This is a genomic window from Pseudomonas rhizoryzae, from assembly GCF_005250615.1.
Lineage (GTDB): Bacteria > Pseudomonadota > Gammaproteobacteria > Pseudomonadales > Pseudomonadaceae > Chryseomonas > Chryseomonas rhizoryzae.
The window spans coordinates 1-20,096 of the sequence record NZ_SULM01000001.1; the positions used below are offsets into that span (position 1 = coordinate 1).

The window sequence follows — 20,096 nt, forward strand, 5'->3', positions numbered from 1 at the left end:
GCGGTAAACCCCGGATGAGTGCCCTAGGCGCGGCCATGCGTAAGCTGCTGCAGATCGCCTATGGCGTGCTCAAGACGCAGCGACCATATCAACCACGACAGGCCCTTTAGAAGACCTGTTGTGATTGGTGGGAGAGATGGTATCTACGGCTTGCCTTGCGACCGATCCCGAGCTTGCCGGGGCAGAAGAAGCTGAACGCCTGCTCGAATAGCTCCCTCCCCCCTCGGGAGAGGGTTGGGGTGAGGGCGCCCCTCGCTAGGGAGCCAAGTGGAAAAGGCTACGCCGTTTTCCACGCTACAGTTACGGCCAGCCAGTTCACCATGCAGGACATCGTGATGGACGGCAGCGTGACCCCAGCAGTGTGATAGCCGCGTAGGTTGGGTTGAGCGCCAGCGAAGCCCAACGCGGCGGGTTCGACTCCGGCTGTTGGGCTTCGACGATAGAGCTGTCTCAACCCAACCTACGGCGCGGCGCGGCGACCGATCCCGAGCTTGCCGGGGCAGAAGAAGCTGAACGCCTGCTCGAATAGCTCCCTCCCCCCTCGGGAGAGGGTTGGGGTGAGGGCGTCCCTTGCCACAAAGCCCCAGTGGAAAAGGCTGCGCCGTTTTCCACGCTACAGTTCCGGCCAGCCATTTCACCATGCAGGACATCGTGATGGACGGCAGCGTGACCCCGGCAGTGTGATAGCCGCGTAGGTTGGGTTGAGCGCAGCGAAGCCCAACGCGATCCGGTCGCGACTCCGCATGTTGGGCTTCGGCGATAGAGCCGTCTCAGCCCAACCTACGGCATAACGCTCAGGCAGGAGTTCTGTAGGTTGGGTTGAGCGGAGCGAAGCCCAACATAGGATGATCCGCCAGGTACGGCGTGTTGGGCTTCGACGATGGAGCTGTCTCACCCCAACCTACGGGTAACGCCTCGTAGGTTGGGGTGAGCGCTAGCGAAGCGCAACGGTAGCGACAGGCCTTACCCCGCCACCAACACCCGAATCGCTTCCAGGCGCAACGAGGCCTTGTCCAGGTAGGTCAGGCCTTCTTCGCGCTGCTGGCGCAGGCGGTCGATCTCGTCCTGGCGGACGCTGGAGTTGACCGCGCGCAGGGCTTCCAGGCGGGCGATTTCCTCGTCCATGCCCGACAGGTAGGCATGACGGGCGGCCGCGACGCGTTCCTCGTGGCGGGGCAGGGCCTTGCCTTCACCGCCGCCGATCAGCTTGGCCAGGGAGTCGCGCTGGGCCTGGACGAACTTGTTGGCGCTGGTGCGCGGCACGCTTTCCAACTGGTCGTTCAGCGTCTCGAAGGCCACCCGGGCGGCCAGGTCGTTGCCGTTGGCGTCCAGCAGGCAGCGGATCGCCAGCGGCGGCAGATAGCGACCCAGTTGCAGGGCGCGCGGAGCCACCGCCTCGCTGACGTAGATCAGCTCCAGCAGCACGGTGCCCGGCTTGAGCGCCTTGTTCTTGATCAGTGCCACGGCGGTGTTGCCCATGGAACCGGACAGCACCAAATCCATGCCGCCCTGGGCCATGGGGTGCTCCCAGGTCAGGAATTGCATGTCTTCGCGGGCCAGGGCCACGTTGCGGTCGTAGGTGATGGTCACGCCTTCGTCGTCGCCGAGGGGGAAACCGGCGTCGAGCATCTTCTCGCTGGGCTTGAGGATCAGGGCGTTGTCGGAGTGGTCTTCGCTGTCGATACCGAAGGCGTTGAACAGCTCTTCCATGTACATCGGCAGGGCGAACTGGTCGTCCTGTTCGAGGATGTCCTCGACCAGTTGTTCGCCTGCGCCGGCACCCGAGGAATTGAGTTCCAGCAGGCGGTCACGGCCATTGTGCAGCTCGGCTTCCAGGGCGGCACGCGCTTGGGCACCCTGTTCCAGCAGGGCCTGCCAGGCGGCTTCGTCGCCACCGGCCAGTTGCTCCGCCAGCTCGCTGGCGAAGCGCGCCTGCAGGGCGCTGCCGGTCGGCGAGGTGGCCAGGAAGGCGTTCAGCGCCTGGTGGTACCACTGGAATTGCCGCTCCTGGCGGCTGCCTTCGAGGTAGGGCACGTGCAGCTGGATGGTGTGGCGCTGGCCGATCCGGTCGAGACGGCCGATGCGCTGCTCCAGCAGGTCCGGGTGGGCCGGCAGATCGAACAGCACCAGGTGATGGGCGAACTGGAAATTGCGGCCTTCACTGCCGATCTCGGAGCAGATCAGCACCTGGGCGCCGAATTCCTCGTCGGCGAAGTAGGCGGCGGCGCGGTCACGTTCGAGGATGCTCATGCCCTCGTGGAACACCGTGGCCGGGATGCCGGATTTCAGCCGCAGGGCGTCTTCCAGGTCCAGGGCGGTTTCCATGCGCGCGCAGATGACCAGCACCTTGTGCGGCTTGAGCGCCTTGAGGGTGTCGATCAGCCACTCGACGCGGCCGTCGTGGCGCCACCAGCGGTCGTTGTCGTCTTCCGGGGCGAATTCGGTTTCCGGCTGCAGCGACTGGCCGGGCATGACGCCCTCGTCCAAGTAGGCATCCGGGAAGGGCAGGGCATGGGCATGCAGCTCGCGCTCGGGGAAGCCCTTGACCGCGGCGCGGGTATTGCGGAACAGCACCCGGCCGGTGCCATGGCGATCCAGCAGCTCGCGCACCAGGCGGGCGCGGGCGTCGGCATCACCGGCAGCCGCCGCGCTCAGCAGGGTCTCGCCTTCCTGGCCGAGGAAGCCACCGATGGCGTCCTGGGCGGCCGGGCTCAGGGCGCCGGCGTCGAGCAGTTCCTGCACGGCTTCGGCCACCGGGCGGTAGTGCTGGGACTCCTGCTGGAAGGCGGCGAAGTCGTGGAAGCGGCTGGGATCGAGCAGGCGCAGGCGGGCGAAGTGGCTGTCCTGGCCCAGTTGCTCGGGGGTCGCGGTCAGCAGCAGCACGCCGGGGATGACCTCGCCCAGTTGCTCGACCAGACTGTATTCGCGGCTGGCGCCCTCGGGGTGCCAGACCAGGTGGTGGGCTTCGTCGACCACCAGCAGGTCCCAGCCGGCGGCGAAGGCGGCATCCTGGGCCTTTTCGTCGCGCACCAGCCAGTCCAGGGAGACCAGGGCGAGCTGGGCGTCCTCGAAGGGATTGCCCTCTTCGCTGGCCATGAAGCGCTCGGCGTCGAACAGCGCCACTTCCAGGTTGAAGCGGCGGCGCATCTCCACCAGCCACTGGTGCTGGAGATTTTCCGGGACCAGGATCAGCACCCGGCTGGCGCGCCCGCTGAGCAGTTGGCGGTGGATCACCAGGCCGGCTTCGATGGTCTTGCCCAGGCCCACTTCGTCGGCCAGCAGCACGCGCGGCGCGACCCGGTCGGCCACGCTGCGGGCGATGTGCAACTGGTGCGGGATCGGCTGGGCGCGGGCGCCGCCGAGGCCCCAGAGGCTGGATTGCAGCAGGCGGTTGCGGTGCTCGTGGGTGTGATAGCGCAGACCGAACCAGGGCAGGGGATCGATCTGCCCGGCGAACAGGCGGTCGCTGGCCAGGCGGAACTGGATGAAGTTCGACAGCTGGGCCTCGGGCACGCTGCGCGCCTCGCGCTCGGCGGTGAAGCCGTGGTAGGTCAGCAGGCCATCCTCTTCGGAGACCTCGCGCACGGTCAGCTTCCAGCCCTCGAAATGGGTCACCTCGTCGCCCGGCGCGAAGCGTACCCGGGTCAGGGGCGCATTGCGCTGGGCATACTGGCGTGTCTCACCGGTGGCTGGATAGAGCACCGTGAGCAGGCGGCCGTCCAGGGCCAGGATGGTTCCCAGGCCCAGTTCGGCCTCGCTGTCACTGATCCAGCGTTGTCCCGGTTGATGTGACGCCATGTGGAAGCTTCTCCCCAGCTATCAAAAAGCCGGCTATTTTAGCGAAAGCGGAGTCAGAAGCCTAACGCGCTCTTTGCCGCAGTCCGCGAATTCGAGGTCCCCGTCATGATCCCCATCGTTCCGCCCCCTGGCGTGACCCCGCCGAACCAACTGGACCCGGCGCCGGTAAGGCCTGCGGTCGCCCCGATAGCGCCGGTGGAGCCCGCGGCCGAGACGGCCCATGCCCCCCTGGAAGACGAAGCCACCCTGGATCGTGAGGCGCGCCGACGGCGGCGCCAGCGCGAAGCCCTGCGCCAGGGACTCGGCGTCGAGCGCGCCCAGGTGCTGGAAGAGCCCGAGCAGGTGGGCGCCCAGGTGGATCTGCGGGTCTAGCTATGGTCGAGGTCCCGAACCTGGCCGATGCCGAGCTGCGCTTCCACCCGCAGTGGCTGCCGCCGGAAACCGCCGACGCCTGGCTAGGACAACTGGAAGCCGAAACGCCCTGGAGCCAGCCACAGGTGCGGGTGTTCAATCGCTGGCACCCGGTGCCGCGGCAGGTCGCCTGGTATGCCGATCCCGGGGTGGTCTACGGCTATGCCGGCCTGGATCACGCCGCCTTGCCCTGGACGCCCCTTTTGCAGCTCATCCGTGCCCAAGTCGAGGCGGCCAGCGGCCAGGCCTTCAACGGCGTGCTGCTCAATCGCTATCGCGACGGCCAGGACTCCATGGGTTGGCACAGCGACGACGAGGCCAGTCTCGGCCGCAATCCGCTGATCGCCTCGCTCAACCTGGGCGCCGCCCGGCGCTTCGACTTTCGCCGCAAGGGCACCAGCCGCATCGGCCATTCCCTGGAGCTGGGTCACGGCAGCCTGCTGGTCATGGCCGGCGCGACCCAGCATCATTGGCAGCATCAGATCGCCAAGACTCGCAAGGCTAGCGGGCTGCGGCTGAATCTCACCTTTCGTTGGATAGCCCCATGAGCGACGACAGCAACAACCTCATCGACTTCACCACCGAGCGCGGCAAGCGCATCCACGACCTCAAGGAGCGCCGCCTGCAAGAGGTGCGCTCGGCCTTCGAGCAGGCGCTGCCGCTGGCCAAGGGAAAGCAGAAAAAGCGCAAGCCGAAGAAGAAATAGGGGCACTACCGTTCGTCGGGATTCGCCCTTGAAATTTTGTGGGGGGTTCCTATCTAGGTTCGTGCGGGATGCCGAAGTCGGGTCCCGCAGGCAATACCGAAACTTGCTGAACCTATCAGGAGATTCACCATGAGCAACGTACTGTCCCTGGCCCCGCTGTTCCGTCATTCCGTCGGCTTCGACCGGTTCAACGACCTGTTCGAATCCGCCCTGCGCAACGACGCTGGCAGCTCCTATCCGCCCTACAACGTCGAGAAGCACGGTGACGACCAGTATCGCATCGTGATCGCCGCCGCCGGTCTCCAGGAAGATGACCTGGAAATCGAAGTCGAGCGTGGCGTGCTCACCGTAAAGGGTGGTCGGCGCGAAAACAGCGCCGAGAGCGTGACCTTCCTGCACCAGGGCATCGCCCAACGTGCCTTCAAGCTGTCCTTCCGCCTTGCCGACCATATCGAGGTGAAGGGCGCCGATCTCAAGCATGGCCTGCTGAGCATCGAGCTGGTACGGGTGATCCCGGAAGAAGCCAAGCCCAAGCGCATCGCCATTGCCGGCCAGCGCCCGGCCCTGGACAACTGATCGTCCAGGCGTCCTGCCCAGAGAAGCCCCAGCCCCGTGCTGGGGCTTCTTCGTTTCAGCTGGGAGAAAGCCCTAAAAGATCAGCGGCTCCGCCCGAACAGCTCGACGAAGACGCCACGCAACCAGCGGTTGCCGGCGTCCTGGTGATAGCGGGCATGCCAGTGCTGCTTGACCGCGAAGGCCTCGATGGGCACCGGACACTCGTGGAGCTTCAAGCCATAGGTCGTGGCCAGGGTGGTGCCGATGTGGCGTGGCAGGGTGACGATGAGGTCGGAGTTGCCGACCACCGCGCCCACGCCGAGAAAGCCGGGTAGCTCCAGGACGATCCGGCGCTGCACCTCGGCGCGGACCAGTCCCGCTTCCAGCAGCTTCTGACCGGTCCCCGCGCTGACCAGCACATGACCTTCCTGGGCGTAGGCCGCCGCCGTGAGGCCGTTCTGCAGGCGCGGATGCTCGGCACTGACCAGGCAGACCCAGTCCTGGGGAAACAGCACCTGCTGATAGATGCCACCGCCCAGCCAGGGGATGAAGCCGACTGCCAGGTCCGCTTCGCCGATCTCCAGCGCCTGCTCGGTGTTGCCGTCGATCCGGGCGATCTCCAGCCGCACGCCGGGCGCCACCTCGCGCAGGTGTGCCAGGATGCGCGGCAGCAGGGTGATATGGCTGGCATCGCTCAGGCACAGGCGGAATAGCCGCTGGGCGGTGGCGGGATCGAAGGCCACCTCCCAGGCGACCAGGCGGCGCAGGGATTCCAGCACCTCGCGGCAGGGGGTGATCAGCGCCTCGGCCTGGGGCGTGGGCTTCATGCCGCCGGGGGTGCGCACGAACAGCGGATCGCGCAGCTGTTGGCGCAACTTGCCCAGCCAGAGGCTGATGGTGGGCTGGCTCTGGCCGAGTTGCTCGGCGGCCCGGGTCACGCTGCCGGTGCTGTAGAGCACCTCGAACAGCATCAACAGCTTGGGCTCGGGAAGGCCCTCCGTCGGGAGCATTATCAGAATTCCTGATGGCCGGATTGATCTCTTTGTATAGCTCAATAGGGCGCGCGAGCCTAGGGTAGCGGCAAAACAAGGAGCCCTATCCCCTATGAAAATCTGCGTCCTGGGTGCTGGCGCGCTCGGCAGCACCTTTGGTGCCTGGCTGAGCGAGGCCGGGCACGACACCTGGCTGCTCAACCGACCCAATGCCCATATCCAGGCGATCCGCCACGCGGGCCTAGCGATCGAGGCCGCCGAGGGCAACCGGGTCGTCCAGGTGCAGGCCACGGACGATGCCAGCGCTGTCGGCGTGGTCGACCTGGTGGTGGTGCTGGTCAAGTCCTTCGCCACCGTGGAGGCCATGACCCAGGCGCTGGCGCTGGTCGGTACTCAGACCCTGGTGCTGTCGCTGCAGAACGGCCTCGGCCACGAAGAGCTGCTGGCCGAGATCGTCGGCCGCGAGCGGGTGATCGCCGGCAAGACCTACGTCGGTGGGGTGCTGCTCGGACCGGGGCGGATCCGCAGTGGGGTGGCGGGCAAGCAGACCATCATCGGCGAACTCGACGGCCAGCTCACGCCGCGGGTGCAGGCGGTCGCCGACGCCTTCGCCGGCGCGGGGCTCGCCACCACGGTCAGCGACAACATCCTCGGCACCCTGTGGGACAAGTTGCAGGTGAACGTCGCCACCGGGGCGCTCACCGGCATCACCCAGCTCACCTACGGCCAGCTCTACAGCGAACCGCTCTTGCGTGATACCGCCTTGCAGGCGGTGGCCGAGGCCATCGCGGTGGCCCGCGCCGCCGGGGTCGAGCTGGGGCTCAAGGAGCCGGAAGCCGCCTGGCAACTGGCGCGTGAAGGGCTGCCGCCCTCGTTCAAGACCTCCATGCTGCAGAGTCTGCAAAAGGGCTCGATCACCGAAATCGACTTCATCAATGGCGCGGTGGTGCGGCTCGGCCAGCACTACCGCGTACCGACCCCGGTCAATGCCACGCTGGTCGCCTGCATCAAGGGCATCGAGCGCGCCCTGGCCGATAGACAACAAGAGGACGCCACACCATGAGCATTCCCAAGGCCTATCTGGAACACGTGGCCATCTGGGTGAAGGACATCCACTGGCACATCCGTTTCTTTCACGAGGTGTTCGGCATGACCCTGCGCGAGGTGCATGGCACGCTCGAGGAGCCCACCCAGTACTGGACGCTGGGCGGCATGCAGTTCATGAGCAAGCCGGACTTCGCCGGCCCCGAGGGCCGTTTGGGCCACCTGGGGCTGATGTGCGAGGACCTCGACGCCGCCCTGGCCGCCGCGCGCCGTTTCGAGGGGGTGGAGGAAATGCCCCAGGGATACAACTGGCTGCGCCTGCCCGATGGCCTGGCGCTGGAATTCATCCAGGCCGTGCCCGCCAGCGCCGTGCACGACGCCCTGGCCGTCAATGCCCGGCAAACCGAGTGACAGCGACCATGACCGTACAAGAAAAATACTTCGAGGACGCCCGCGAAGGCGATGAGGCGATCACCCCCAGCTACAAGGTCACCAAGGAACGCATCTTGGCCTATGCCGACCTCACCGGCGACCACACGCCGGTCCACGTCGACGAGGCCTATGCCAACGCCAGCCACTTCGGTGGCCTGGTCGCCCATGGCCTGATGGGGCTGTCCATCGCCGATGGACTCAAAACCCAGTGCGACTATCGCTTCCTGCCAGGGATGTCGCTGGGCTGGACCTGGGATTTCCTCCTGCCGATCCGCGTCGGCGACGAGTTGCACGTGAAGCTGCGCGTCGGGTCCATGCGACCGAGCAAGAGCAAGCCGGGCTGGGGCATCGTGGTGCTGCCCTCGGAGCTGATCAACCAGAAGGGCGAGGTCGTCCAGCGCGGCGAGCACCGGCTGATGGTGCCGCGGCGGGAGGGTGCCCTATGAGCCAGCCTCTTCCGCTGCAAGGCCTGAGGGTCATCGACTACAGCCACTTCCTCGCTGGCCCCTACGTGGGGCGCTGCCTGGCGGCCCTGGGCGCCGAGGTGATCAAGGTCGAGCGCCCCGGTAGCGGCGATGCCGGCCGCCAGCACGCCTTCGTCCTGGACAATGGCCAGAGCGGCTACTTCTTGCAACTCAACATGGGCAAGCAGGGTGTCAGCGTCAACATGAAGGACCCACGCGGCAAGGCCTTCATGCAGCAGCTGTGCGACAGTGCCGACGTCTTCATCGAGAACTACCGTCCCGGCGCCTTGGACAAGCTCGGCCTGGGTTACCAAGAGTTGTCCGCGCGCAATCCGCGGTTGGTCTATTGCTCGATTTCCGCCTACGGCCATACCGGGCCCGATGCCCACCGCGCCGGCTTCGGCCTGATCGCCGAGGCCAAGAGCGGCATCATGCAGATGGTCGGCACGCCCGGCGAGGCGCCGCCGCTGCTGCGGATTTCCCTGGGCGACATGTACACCGGCGCCCATGCGGTGGCCGCCATCAACGCGGCGCTGCTCGGCCGGGTCACCAGCGGCCGCGGCCAGCACATCGACATGGCGCTCTACGACACCCTGGTGTCCATGCACGAATACGCCGTGCAGTGCTACACCCTGTCCGGCGGCGAGATCCTGCCGCAGCAGACCGGTCACGACATGCCCACCTCGACGCTCTATGGCGTGTTCCGCGCCCAGGACGGCGATCTGGTGATCGCCGCCCAGGTGGACGAGGCCTGGAAGCGCTTCGCCGCGTTGGTCGAGCAGGACGCAGGGCAACCAGGCTTCGGCGGCGACGTCCGCTTCCATACTTCCACCGGCCGCAATGCCCATCGCGAAGCCATCCTGCCCATCGTCAAGGCCTGGGTGGCGGCCAATCCGGTCGCGCGGCTGCTATCGCTGCTCGACGAGATCGACGTGCCCTGCGCCAAGGTGCAGCGCATCGATGAGGTGATCGACGATCCGCAGATCAAGGCCCGCGGCATGATCCAGGAGCAGCAGCATCCACGCTACGGCACCCTGCGCCTGCCCAATCTGCCATTCCGCTTTTCCGAGTGCGACACCACCATCCACCAGGTGGCGCCGGATCTCGGCCAGCACAACGCCGCCGTGGCCCAGAGCCTCGGCTATAGCGAGGAAGAGATCGCCCGGCTGCAGGCCGACGGCGTGCTCTTCACCCAGGAGATGCCGGCATGACCGACCAGTACGCGGTGATCGGCCGTCCGATCAACCACACCAAGTCGCCCCTGATCCATGGCCTGTTCGCCGCGACCAGCGGCCAGGACCTGGAATATGGTGCCATCGAAGGCTCGCTGGAGGATTTCGCCGGCGACGTGCAGCGCTTTCGCGCCCAGGGTGGGCGGGGCATGAACATCACGGCACCCTTCAAGCTGCAGGCCTTCCAGCTAGCCACCGAGCCCAGCGAAAGAGCGCGCCTGGCCAAGGCGGCCAATGCGCTGAAATTCGAGGGTGAGCGCATCCTGGCGGAGAATTTCGACGGTATCGGTCTGCTGCGCGACATCGAGGTCAACCTCGGCCAGCCTCTGGCCGGAAAGCGGGTGTTGCTACTGGGCGCCGGTGGTGCCGTGCGCGGTGCGCTCTTGCCCTTCCTCGCGGCCGGACCGGCGGAGCTGGTGATGGTCAATCGCGATGAGCAGAAGGCCGCCGGAGTCGCCCAGGAAATTGGCCATCCGCTGCTACGCGTGAGCCGCTACGAGGCGCTGGAAGAGGAGCGCTTCGACCTGGTGATCAACGCCACCTCGGCCAGCCTAGTCGGCGAATTGCCGCCGGTGCCGGCGGGTGTGTTCGATCAGGCCGGGCTGGCTTACGAGCTGGCCTATGGCAAGGGGCTGACGCCCTTCCTGCGCCTGGCGCAGGAGCGGGGCGTGGCGCAATTGGCGGACGGCGTGGGCATGCTGGTGGAGCAGGCCGCCGAAGCCTTCGCCTGGTGGCGCGGCGTGCGCCCCGAGACCCGGCCGGTCATCGACCAACTGACCATTCCTCTGCAGTGAGCGGACCCATGAAGATCCTGATGTTGCACGGTATCAACCACAACATGTTCGGCAAGCGCGATCCCGTGCAGTACGGCACCGTGACCCTCGCCGAGATCGACGCCAAGCTGGCCGCCCTGGGTGCGGAACTCGGCGTCGCGGTGGAAAGCTTCCAGACCAATCACGAAGGGGACATGGTCGAGCGCATCCATCGCGGCTTCGAGGAAGGGGTGGACGGGGTGCTGATCAATGCCGGCGCCTGGACCCACTACAGCTACGGCATCCGCGATGCCCTGGCGATCCTTACCGTACCGGTGGTGGAACTGCACATGTCCAACATCCATGCGCGGGAAAGCTTCCGCCATCACTCGGTCTTCGCCGAGATCGTGCTGGGGCAAATTGCCGGCTTTGGCGTGGACAGCTACCTGCTGGCACTGCGTGCGGCAGTGAGTGCTGCCCAGGCAAGGCGATAGCGGGGGCCTGGTGTCTTGCTTCCAAGAAGCCCTGGCCATGCCGGGGCTTTTTCGTGGGGGCGACCCTCACCCCGGCCCTCTCCCAGAGGGAGAGGGGGAGTAACGGAGAGCCTGTGTAGGGTGGAAAACCGCGCAGCGTTTTCCACGTGAAGTCTCTACTCGTTGCTCAGTGCGGTCCGCCGATGCGGCCGCTCCTACGGGCCGTCGTAGGTTGGGTTGAGCGCAGCGAAGCCCAACATCGCCCCGGGGGCCGGCAATGTTGGGCTTCGACGATGGAGCCGTCTCAACCCAACCTACGCTCTATCACCGTTATGGCAGCGATTCTCGCTGTCATCTGGAGCGAAAGAGCTACCTGCCTAACCACCCGCACCCGTCCGCAGCAAGGTACCTATCCCACCCTCCACGACGAAACCTGCTTTGGCATAGAGCCGCTGAGCGTGATGTTCATCTGCGGCGACGATCACGAAGGCCTCCACCGCCTGGCGCTGTTGCTGGAGTACCGTGCCGAGCAGGGCCTGGCAGAGGCCGCGGCGGCGCCAGTCCGAGCGAGTGGTGACGGCCTGGAAGCGACCCAGATGACCGAGGCGATAGAGGCCGAGATAGGCCAGGAGCTCCTCGCCAGCGAAGACACCCCACCAATCGCCCAGACCGCTGTCACACAGCGAGCGATAGCGCCGGGCCTGGTAGTCCAGATAGCGCCGGTGGGCCTCGGGGTGTTCGCTGCCTGGGGTAACTTCGGCTTGTAGTTCATTCCACTGTTGCCAATCGGTGGCCTGTTCGAAGCGACGGATCGTCAATCCTTCAGGCAGCGCGGGAGCTTGCGGTACGGCATCGGCTGGCAGGCGCATCGAGACCAGGTGCAGATAGTCGTAGCTGCCAGGCAGATCCGCCGGCGGGCCATCTGCTTGATGTTCTGGCCAGACGAACGCTCGGTGGGCCAAAGGCTCTGGGCTGCCAAGTAGGTCCTCGAAATCAGCTGACCAGGCGGCTATTTGATCGGCTATGGGACGCTGATCCAGCAGCAGGTAGTTACCGAAGTAGTAGTCGGGACAGGCTGGCGTGCGAATCCCCACCCAGCGCTCCTGATAGTTCAGGCAGGTATCGGGTGCCAATTGCAGCTGGGTGAGGAGTCCGGCATTGGCGCGAATGGAGGCGGGGAGCTGCAGCGGCTTCAGGGGCATCCAGCGTCCTCTGACGGTGACGTCGCCACTCCCGGATGCGGCCCCAGCTCTCGCGCTGGATAGTCCCGCCACTGCTTGTCGCCCAGGCTGGCGGTGAATTCCGGATGCAGCGGATAGTGCAGCCGATTGTCCGCGCGGCTCGTATCACCCACCACCAGCAATTCCACCGGCTCCGCGGTCTCGTTGATGAAGGTATGGGTGACGCCGTCGCCGGCCTTGAAACCGACGCCGTCGCCAGGTTTGAGACGATGGGCGTGGCCGTCGATCCAGGCGGTGGGATGGCCCGTGATCACGTAGATGAACTCGTCCTCGGTGGATTCGGCATGGGGGCGCGAGGTGCGTCGGCCGGGAGGCAGCAGCTCATGGTGGATGCCCAGGCGGGCGAAGCCGAAGTGGCGGCCGAAGGCGGCGCCCAAGGAGAAGCGCTCGTCACTGTCCGGATAGCCGGGGCTGTCGGGAGCCTGCAGGCTGGACCAATGAGCGATCTTGTCGAAATCTTTCCGGGATTGCATGGGGTGCTGCACCTCGCGGGAAAATAGCTCAAGCTTAGCCGTTGTGGCGGAAATGCCATCAGGCCCCTCTTGCGCAGGAACGAGATGCCCAAATTCTTCAGACGAGCCGCCTTGCTGGTGGCCTTCTCTTCGCTCTTGGGCTGCTCGCCAAGCGACACGCCGATCAACAGCCCCTACCGCGCCGGGGCCGAGGGCCAGAATACCCTCTATACCGCCTTCACCACCCGCTCGCCGAAATACCTCGATCCCGCCAGTTCCTACTCCGGCGACGAAACCAATTTCACCTACAACATCTACGAACCGCTCTATGGCTATCACTATTTCAAGCGGCCCTACGAACTGATCCCGCGGGGCGCCGAACGGGTGGTAATGCCCTATTACCTGGACGCCCAGGGTCAGCGTCTACCGGACGATGCGCCCGCGGCGCAGATCGCCGAGAGCGTCTACGACATTCCCATCCGGCGCGATGCCCGCTACGCCCCCCATCCGGCCTTCGCCCGCGATGCCCAGGGCAACTACCGCTACTTTCCGATCAAATCCGAAGACCTGGCCGACCGCTACCAGATTCCCGACTTTCCCGAGACCGGCACCCGCGCCCTGACCGCCGCCGACTACGCCTATGGCCTGCGTCGCCTGGCCAGTCCACGGCTGGTCTCGCCCAGCTATGGCATCTTCGCCGAGCACCTGGTCGGCATGCAGGCCTTCGGCGACCGGCTGCGCGCCCAGGACAAGGCCCTGCGCGCCAGTCTGCCCAAGGGCGCGCCATTGCCGTGGCTGGACCTGCGCCAGGGTGACCTGCCTGGGGTGCAAGCGCTGGACGACCACACCCTGCGCCTGCGGGTGAAGGGCAAGTACCCACAATTTAACTACTGGCTGGCCATGACCTTCGCCGCGCCCATCCCCTGGGAGGCGGATCGTTTCTACAACCAGCCGGGCATGGCCGCCCACGACCTGTCCTTCAACAGCTGGCCGGTGGGTACTGGGCCCTACCAGTTGGTGGAATCCATCCCCAATCGGCGTCACGTGCTGGCCCGCAATCCCAACTACCATGCCGATCCCTATCCTTGTGAGGGCGAGCCCACTGATCGCGAGCAGGGCCGGCTGGACGACTGCGGCAAGCCGATGCCCCTGATCGACCGGGCGGTGTTCAGCCTGGAGAAGGAAGCCGTGCCGCTGATGGGCAAATTCATCCAGGGCTACTACGACACCCCGCAGATCGAGCGAGGCGAATATGGCGTGGCCCTGCGCACCAAGGCCGGGGATTCGGCCGACTCCGCCGAACTCTATCGCGAGCGCGGTCTCAAGTTGCCAACCGCGGTGGAAGCCTCCAACTGGTACCTGGGCTTCAATTGGCTGGACCCGGTGGTGGGGCAGGGCGCCACGCCCGAGCAGCAGGAGCGCAATCGCAAGTTGCGCCAGGCGCTGTCCATCGCCTTCGACTGGGAGAGCTACATCACCGTCTTCCTCAACGGTAATGGCCTGGTCGCCCAGGGGCCGCTGCCACCCGGGGTGTTCGGCTACGAGCCGCCCCCCGCGGGGCTGGATCCCGTGGTCTATCGCCTGGTCGATGGCAAGCCCCAGCGGCGCCCCATCGAAGAGGCCAAGCGGCTGCTGGCCGAAGCCGGCTATCCCGACGGTCGCGATGCCCAGAGCGGGCGGCCGTTGATCCTGCAATACGATGCCCAGACCAGCGGCGACAGCGCCATGTTCGACTGGATGCGCCAGCAGACCGCCAAGCTGGGCATCCAGCTGGAGTTGCGTGGCTCCGACTACAACAGATTCCAGGACAAGATGCGCAAGGGCGCGGCGCAGATCTTCTTCTGGGGCTGGAACGCCGACTATCCCGATGCCGAGAACTTCCTCTTCCTCTTCTACGGGCCCCAGGGCAAGGCCAAGCATGGCGGCGAGAATGCCAGCAACTACAGCAATCCCGAATTCGATCGGCTGTTCGAGCAGATGAAGAGTCTCGACGACGGCCCGGAGAAACTCGCCCTGATCCGGCGCATGGTCGCCCTCGTGCAACAGGACGCGCCCTGGCTGTTCGGCTGGAATCCGCTGTCGGCGGGCGCCTACCAGCAGTGGGTGTACAACGCCAAGCCGACCCAGATGGTCCGCGATCAACTGCGCTACCTGCGCCTGGACCCGACCCTGCGCGAGCGTAAGGTGCTGGAGTGGAATCAGCCGGTGCTCTGGCCGCTATGGCTGCTCTTGGGCCTGGCGCTGCTGCTGGTCTGGCCGGCCTGGCGCATCCTCAAGCGCCGAGAGCGCCAGACCGCCTTTGGCGATAGGGCTCGGGAGGAACGGCCATGATCGGCTATCTGCTGCGGCGCCTGGCCTATGGCGTGCTGATCCTGATCGGCGTGAATCTGCTGACCTTCGTGCTGTTCTTCACCGTCAACACCCCGGACGACATGGCGCGCCTGGCCATCGGCGGCAAGTACGTCACCGCCGAAGCCATCGCGGATTGGAAGGCCGAGCACGGCTACGACAAACCCTTGCTCATTAATACCACCCGTGAAGGAGTGGAGCGGTTTACCGATACGCTCTTCTTCGATCGGTCGGTCAGTCTGCTGAGGTTCGACTTCGGCACCTCCGACAGCGGCCATGACATCGGCCGGGAGATCGTCGAGCGCGCCGGACCGAGCCTGGCACTGGCGTTGCCGACCTTCGTCCTCGGCCTGGTGGCCAGCGTCGGCTTCGCCCTGCTGCTGGTGTTCTTCCGCGCCACCCGGCTGGACTTCTGGGGCGTGGTGCTCTGCGTGCTGCTGCTGTCGATCTCCTCGCTGTTCTACATCATCGCCGGCCAGTGGCTGTTCGCGAAGATCCTGCGCCTGGTGCCCTATTCGGGCTACGAGGAGGGCTGGAATGTGCTGCGCTTCCTGGCATTGCCGGTGCTGGTGGCGGTGATTTCCGGCCTCGGTAGCCAGGCACGCTTCTATCGCGCGCTGTTCCTCGAGGAGATCGGCAAGGACTATGTGCGTACCGCCCGTGCCAAGGGCCTGGCCGAGCGCCAGGTGCTGCTGCGCCATGTCTTGCGCAACGCGGCGCTGCCGATCCTCACCGGGGTGGTCTCGGCCATCCCGCTGCTGATCATGGGCAGCCTGATCGCCGAATCCTTCTTCGGCATCCCTGGGCTCGGCAGCTACACCATCGACGCCATCAACGGCCAGGACTTCGCCGTGGTCCGTACCATGGTGTTCCTGGGCTCGGTGCTCTACATCGTCGGGCTGATCCTGGCGGACCTGTCCTACACCCTCGCCGATCCGCGCGTTCGCTTCGAGTAGCCGCCATGCCGAAATTCGTCTTGCTCTGGACCGATCTCGCTCTCTACCTGCTGGTGGCCGGTACCCTGTTCTATGCCTGGCGTGCTCGCCGTCAGCCCGCCTTGCGCGCCAGCTGGCGCCGGGTGCTGCAGGATGCTCCGGCGATGAGCGCCGCCGTGGTGCTGGCCAGCTTCGTCGCCATCGCCCTGCTGGATTCCGTGCATTACCGACCGCAGCTGCCGGCCGCGCCCGGGGCCCAGGCGCCGATCTATGCGCCCACGGTGCTCTCGGCCCTCGATGGCCTGCTCGCCGATACCCCGCTCACCCAGCGTGAAAAGACCTATTCCGCGCCGCTCGCCACCCACCAATTCACCAAGGAAACCCTGGGCTCGTCGCCCGATGGCAAGCCGCTGCGCGACTTTCCGCGGCTCAAGCACGCCGGTACGACGCTGAGCGATCCCGCCACGCAATGGCGCGGCGACGTGCTCGGGCGGCTGGCCCTCGGCTTGCTCGGTGGCCTGGCGTCGGCCCTGGCCACCGCTGCCCTGGCGGCGGCAAGGGTGCGCGAACCAGGCGGTTTCGCCGCGCGCTGCGGACTCATCGTCCGTGGCCATACCGCCACGCCCTGGCGCGCCATCCTGCTGACCTGGTTGGGCGTTTGTCTGGTGGCCGGCAGCGTGATCGGCCTGGCCAGTGGTTACCACGTGCTGGGCACCGACAGCACTGGCAACGATGTCCTCTACCAGTCGCTCAAGAGCATCCGCACCGCCTTCGTCATCGGCAGCCTGACCACCCTGGCCATGCTGCCGCCGGCCATCGGCTTCGGCCTGGCCGCCGGCTACTTCAAGGGGCGGGTGGATGACATCATCACCTATCTCTACACCACCCTGACCTCCATTCCCGGGGTGCTGCTGGTGGCGGCCTGCGTGCTGATGATGCAGGTGTTCATCGACCGCCACCCGGAGTTGTTCGACACCGGCGCGGCGCGGGCCGACCTGCGGCTGTTCATGCTCTGCCTGATCCTCGGCCTCACCGGCTGGGCCGGGCTGTGTCGCCTATTGCGCGCCGAGGCGCTCAAGTTGCGCGAGCTGGAATACGTGCAGGCGGCGCGGGCCTTCGGCGTTTCCCACTTCACCATCCTGCGCCGGCACCTGCTGCCCAATGTCTTCTATCTGGTGCTCATCACCCTGACCCTGGAATTCTCCAGCCTGGTGCTCTACGAGGCGGTGCTGTCCTACCTGGGCATCGGCGTGGACCCGACCATGAATTCCTTCGGCTCCATGATCAACGACGCCCGTACCGAGATGTCGCGCAGCCCGATGATCTGGTGGAATCTGCTGAGCGCCTTCACCTTCATGCTGGCCCTGGTGCTGGCCGCCAACCTCTTCGCCGATGCCGTGCGCGATGCCTTCGATCCACGCAGTCGCCGGCTGAGGTCCGCCTGGCTCAGACGCCGCCCCGGCCAGGGTGAGGTGCAGCCATGAGCACCGTCCTGGACATCCGCGACCTGGAGATTCTGGTCGAGGGCGAGGAGGGCACCCGCCAGGCGGTCAAGGGCCTGGCCCTGACCCTGGAGCGTGGCGAGACCTTCGCCCTGGTGGGAGAGTCCGGCAGCGGCAAGAGCGTCACCGCGCTCTCGCTCTTGCGGCTGCTGCCCCCTTCGCTGGGCATCGCCCGCGGCGTGGCCCTGCTCGCCGGCACCGACCTGCATCGGCTGCCGGAGCGGCGTCTGCGCGAATTGCGCGGCGGGCGCATCGGCACCATCTTCCAGGAGCCCGCCACCAGCCTGAATCCGGTGATGCGCATCGGCGAGCAGATCGCGGAGACCCTGAGGGCCCACACCCCGCTACGCGGCGCCGCGGCCCGCGCCAAGGTGGTGGAGTGGTTGCGCCGGGTCGGTATCCCCGAGCCGGAACGGCGGATCGACGACTATCCCTTCCAATTCTCCGGTGGCCAGAAGCAACGCATCATGATCGCCCTGGCGCTGGCCGCCGAGCCGGATCTGCTGATCGCCGACGAGCCCACCACGGCGCTGGACGTCACCGTCCAGGCGCAGATCCTGAGCCTGTTGGCCGACATCCAGCGCGAACTGGGCATGGCCATCCTGCTGATCACCCACGACCTGGCGGTGGTACGCCAGGTGGCCCACCACGTCGCCCTGATGCGCCATGGCGAAATCGTCGAGAGCGCCCCGGCGGCGGAATTCTTCCAGGCCCCCCGGCATCCCTATGCCCGCGAGCTGTTCGCCGCCATTCCCACCTTCGCCAAGCGCGACCAGACCCTGGCCGGTACCCCGCGTGCCTTGCCCGAGCGCCGGCCGGGCGAGCGCCTGCTGGAGGTACGCGAGCTGGCGGTGCATTACCCGATCCGCCGCGGCGCCTGGGGCCGGACGCGGGATTGGGTCAAGGCGGTGGACGGCGTGACCTTCGACCTGCACGCCGGCGAGACCCTGGCGCTGTTGGGTGAATCCGGCTGTGGCAAGACCACCACCGGCAAGGCGCTGCTGCGGCTGCTCGATGGGCCGCGCATCAGCGGCAGCGCGCGACTGGGCGGCGAGGACCTGCTCAGCGCCGATCGCCGCACCCTGCAACGGCTGCGTCGGCAGATCCAGATCGTCTTCCAGGACCCCTTCGCCTCCCTGGACCCGCGCATGCGCATCGGTGCCACCCTGGAGCAGGGATTGCTGGCCCTGCGCCCGGAGCTAGCGCTGGACGAGCGCCAACGCCGGGCCGCCGCCCTGGTCGAGCGGGTCGGCCTGCCCGGCGACACCCTGCAGCGCTTCCCCCATGAATTCTCCGGCGGCCAGCGTCAGCGCATCGCCATCGCCCGGGCGCTGATCGTCGAGCCGCAGGTGCTGGTCTGCGACGAACCCACCTCGGCGCTGGACGTCTCGGTGCAGGCGCAGATCCTCGATCTGCTGCGCGAACTGCAGGCCGAGATGGGCCTGGCCTATCTGTTCATCACCCATAACTTCGGCGTGGTCGAATACCTGGCCGACCGCATCGCGGTGATGGAGGGCGGGCGCATCGTCGAGCAGGGGAGTGCGGAGCAGGTGCTGCGTGCCCCGCGCCATGCCATGACCCAGCGCCTGCTGGCCGCCGTGCCGCGACTGGACTTCGGGACGGCGCCATGAATTTTCCGCCGCGCATCGCCCTGGCCGATTTCGAGCTGGTATGGCCGCAACCGCGCCTGGCGGCGGCCTTCGCCGAAGCGCTGAACTGGAGCTATGCCGAGCATCGGCGCTTCCTCGGTTGGGCGCGGGAGCACACCACGGTGGCCCAGGCGCGCGACAGCCTGCTCGCCGCGCGTGGCGCCTTCACCCTGGCGCTGGGCGAGAAGCGCTATTTCCTGGTGCGGGGTGACGAGTTGCTCGGCTGCCTGGGGCTCACGCCGCTGGACGGCGGGCGGCGCTACGAGATCGGCTACTGGATGCACAGCCTGCATGCCGGGCAGGGCTTCATGAGCAGCGCCTTGCGGCATTTCGTCGAGCAGCGCGGCAAGGCTGGGCTCTATCTCACCACCTCGGCCGCCAATGGTGCCAGCCAGCGGCTGGCCGAACGGGTCGGTTTCCGGCGGGTGCGGATATTGCAAAATGATCGTGAGAGTCCCGAGGGCGGACGTTGCGCGACCTGGGTCTACGAACTTCCGCCGGACACCCCGCGATGAGCAGCCTGAGTGTACCCCTGCAGTACCCCCCGCGCTTCGCCGTGACCGAGGCGGTCGAGCTGATTGACCTGACCCTGGCCGATCCTGCCGCGGTCGCCGATTACTACCGACGCAACCGCCAGCACCTGGCACTGTCGATGCCGCGGCGTTCCGACGCCTTCTTCACCCTCGCCCAGTGGCAGGGGCAGGTGGCGGCCTATCGCGCCGGTGGACCGGGGCTGACGGAGCTGCGCCTGATCCTCAAGGCGGGCCCGCTGGTAATAGGGACGGTCAATTTCAGCCAGATCGTGCGCGGTGGTTTCCAGGCCTGCTACCTGGGCTATGGCCTGGACGAGACTTGGCGGGGGCTCGGGCTGATGCGCAACGCTGTACGGCTGGGAAGGGATTTCGTCATCCAGGAGCTGGGCCTGAATCGCATCATGGCCAACCACCTGCCGGAGAATGCCCGTAGCGCCCATCTGCTGACGAGCCTGGGCTTCGAGCGCGAAGGCCTGGCCCGGCGTTATCTGCAGATCGATGGCGTCTGGCGGGATCATGTGCTGACCAGCTATGTGCGGCCCGCCCCCTGAACGAAGAAACCCGGCGGAGGACATC

At 66.6% G+C, this 20,096-nt stretch carries 20 protein-coding genes and 1 pseudogene; 17 read left to right on the top strand and 4 right to left on the bottom strand.

Annotated features, from left to right (window positions below; genetic code table 11):
- Positions 1-110, top strand: a pseudogene (locus FAZ11_RS25690) (IS110 family RNA-guided transposase); the annotation flags it as partial.
- Between the two features lie 853 nt (positions 111-963).
- On the opposite strand, the gene rapA reads toward FAZ11_RS25690, so the two are convergent.
- The gene (rapA, locus tag FAZ11_RS00010; protein WP_058773747.1) at positions 964-3,798 is read right to left on the bottom strand and encodes an RNA polymerase-associated protein RapA; all 2,835 of its coding nucleotides are present in this window, start codon (positions 3,796-3,798) and stop codon (positions 964-966) included.
- Between the two features lie 105 nt (positions 3,799-3,903).
- Here rapA and FAZ11_RS00015 point away from each other — a divergent pair, with 105 nt between their 5' ends.
- The 4 genes from FAZ11_RS00015 (at position 3,904) to FAZ11_RS00025 (ending at position 5,491) form a co-directional block, all read left to right on the top strand.
- Positions 3,904-4,170 carry a hypothetical protein gene (locus FAZ11_RS00015; RefSeq protein ID WP_058761193.1) on the top strand — a complete coding sequence of 89 codons (267 nt, stop codon included), beginning with the start codon at positions 3,904-3,906 and terminating at the stop codon, positions 4,168-4,170.
- Positions 4,171-4,172: 2 nt separating this feature from the next.
- Positions 4,173-4,757 (top strand): alpha-ketoglutarate-dependent dioxygenase AlkB family protein, encoded by a 585-nt coding sequence (locus FAZ11_RS00020; protein WP_058773746.1) that lies wholly within the window; start codon positions 4,173-4,175, stop codon positions 4,755-4,757.
- Positions 4,754-4,915 carry a hypothetical protein gene (locus FAZ11_RS24730; RefSeq protein ID WP_167497001.1) on the top strand — a complete coding sequence of 54 codons (162 nt, stop codon included), beginning with the start codon at positions 4,754-4,756 and terminating at the stop codon, positions 4,913-4,915. The genes FAZ11_RS00020 and FAZ11_RS24730 overlap by 4 nt, the downstream gene beginning before the upstream one ends.
- Before the next feature lie 129 nt (positions 4,916-5,044).
- A complete protein-coding gene (locus FAZ11_RS00025) occupies positions 5,045-5,491 on the top strand; it encodes an Hsp20 family protein (protein ID WP_007160292.1) in 447 nt (148 codons plus the stop codon).
- An 80-nt stretch (positions 5,492-5,571) separates the two neighbouring features.
- On the opposite strand, the gene FAZ11_RS00030 is transcribed toward FAZ11_RS00025, so the two are convergent.
- Entirely contained in the window at positions 5,572-6,480 is a 909-nt protein-coding gene (locus tag FAZ11_RS00030; protein ID WP_058773745.1) for a LysR family transcriptional regulator, read from the bottom strand.
- A 94-nt stretch (positions 6,481-6,574) separates the two neighbouring features.
- On the opposite strand from FAZ11_RS00030, the gene FAZ11_RS00035 reads away from it, so the two are divergent.
- Genes FAZ11_RS00035 through aroQ form a run of 6 tightly spaced genes read left to right on the top strand, consistent with a single transcriptional unit; the run spans position 6,575 to position 10,880 of the window.
- The gene (locus FAZ11_RS00035) at positions 6,575-7,525 is read left to right on the top strand and encodes a ketopantoate reductase family protein (RefSeq protein WP_058773744.1); all 951 of its coding nucleotides are present in this window, start codon (positions 6,575-6,577) and stop codon (positions 7,523-7,525) included.
- Positions 7,522-7,917 (top strand): VOC family protein, encoded by a 396-nt coding sequence (locus FAZ11_RS00040; RefSeq protein WP_058773743.1) that lies wholly within the window; start codon positions 7,522-7,524, stop codon positions 7,915-7,917. The genes FAZ11_RS00035 and FAZ11_RS00040 overlap by 4 nt, the downstream gene beginning before the upstream one ends.
- Positions 7,918-7,925: 8 nt before the next feature.
- Positions 7,926-8,384, top strand: coding sequence for a MaoC family dehydratase (locus FAZ11_RS00045; RefSeq protein WP_058773742.1), 459 nt, complete (start codon positions 7,926-7,928; stop codon positions 8,382-8,384).
- A complete protein-coding gene (locus tag FAZ11_RS00050; RefSeq protein ID WP_058773741.1) occupies positions 8,381-9,613 on the top strand; it encodes a CaiB/BaiF CoA transferase family protein in 1,233 nt (410 codons plus the stop codon). Before FAZ11_RS00045 ends, FAZ11_RS00050 begins: the two co-directional genes overlap by 4 nt.
- Positions 9,610-10,428, top strand: coding sequence for a shikimate dehydrogenase (aroE, locus tag FAZ11_RS00055; RefSeq protein WP_058773740.1), 819 nt, complete (start codon positions 9,610-9,612; stop codon positions 10,426-10,428). Before FAZ11_RS00050 ends, aroE begins: the two co-directional genes overlap by 4 nt.
- An 8-nt stretch (positions 10,429-10,436) precedes the next feature.
- Positions 10,437-10,880 carry a type II 3-dehydroquinate dehydratase gene (gene aroQ, locus FAZ11_RS00060; RefSeq protein WP_058773739.1) on the top strand — a complete coding sequence of 148 codons (444 nt, stop codon included), beginning with the start codon at positions 10,437-10,439 and terminating at the stop codon, positions 10,878-10,880.
- Between the two features lie 356 nt (positions 10,881-11,236).
- On the opposite strand, the gene FAZ11_RS00065 is transcribed toward aroQ, so the two are convergent.
- A complete protein-coding gene (locus tag FAZ11_RS00065) occupies positions 11,237-12,061 on the bottom strand; it encodes a GNAT family N-acetyltransferase (RefSeq protein WP_058773738.1) in 825 nt (274 codons plus the stop codon).
- Positions 12,052-12,573 carry a cupin domain-containing protein gene (locus FAZ11_RS00070; RefSeq protein ID WP_058773737.1) on the bottom strand — a complete coding sequence of 174 codons (522 nt, stop codon included), beginning with the start codon at positions 12,571-12,573 and terminating at the stop codon, positions 12,052-12,054. Before FAZ11_RS00070 ends, FAZ11_RS00065 begins: the two co-directional genes overlap by 10 nt.
- 84 nt (positions 12,574-12,657) lie before the next feature.
- Between FAZ11_RS00070 and FAZ11_RS00075 the strand changes: the two genes are divergently transcribed.
- Genes FAZ11_RS00075 through FAZ11_RS00100 form a run of 6 tightly spaced genes read left to right on the top strand, consistent with a single transcriptional unit; the run spans position 12,658 to position 20,071 of the window.
- A complete protein-coding gene (locus FAZ11_RS00075; RefSeq protein ID WP_058773736.1) occupies positions 12,658-14,883 on the top strand; it encodes an ABC transporter substrate-binding protein in 2,226 nt (741 codons plus the stop codon).
- A complete protein-coding gene (locus FAZ11_RS00080) occupies positions 14,880-15,857 on the top strand; it encodes an ABC transporter permease (protein WP_058761182.1) in 978 nt (325 codons plus the stop codon). The genes FAZ11_RS00075 and FAZ11_RS00080 overlap by 4 nt, the downstream gene beginning before the upstream one ends.
- 5 nt (positions 15,858-15,862) lie before the next feature.
- Complete coding sequence (locus FAZ11_RS00085) at positions 15,863-17,320, top strand: ABC transporter permease (RefSeq protein WP_058773735.1); 1,458 nt, start codon at positions 15,863-15,865, stop codon at positions 17,318-17,320.
- Positions 17,317-18,969 carry an ABC transporter ATP-binding protein gene (locus tag FAZ11_RS00090; RefSeq protein WP_058773734.1) on the top strand — a complete coding sequence of 551 codons (1,653 nt, stop codon included), beginning with the start codon at positions 17,317-17,319 and terminating at the stop codon, positions 18,967-18,969. Before FAZ11_RS00085 ends, FAZ11_RS00090 begins: the two co-directional genes overlap by 4 nt.
- Positions 18,966-19,502 (top strand): GNAT family N-acetyltransferase, encoded by a 537-nt coding sequence (locus tag FAZ11_RS00095; protein WP_058773733.1) that lies wholly within the window; start codon positions 18,966-18,968, stop codon positions 19,500-19,502. Before FAZ11_RS00090 ends, FAZ11_RS00095 begins: the two co-directional genes overlap by 4 nt.
- Complete coding sequence (locus FAZ11_RS00100; RefSeq protein WP_081320053.1) at positions 19,499-20,071, top strand: GNAT family N-acetyltransferase; 573 nt, start codon at positions 19,499-19,501, stop codon at positions 20,069-20,071. Before FAZ11_RS00095 ends, FAZ11_RS00100 begins: the two co-directional genes overlap by 4 nt.
- Positions 20,072-20,096: the final 25 nt, after the last annotated feature.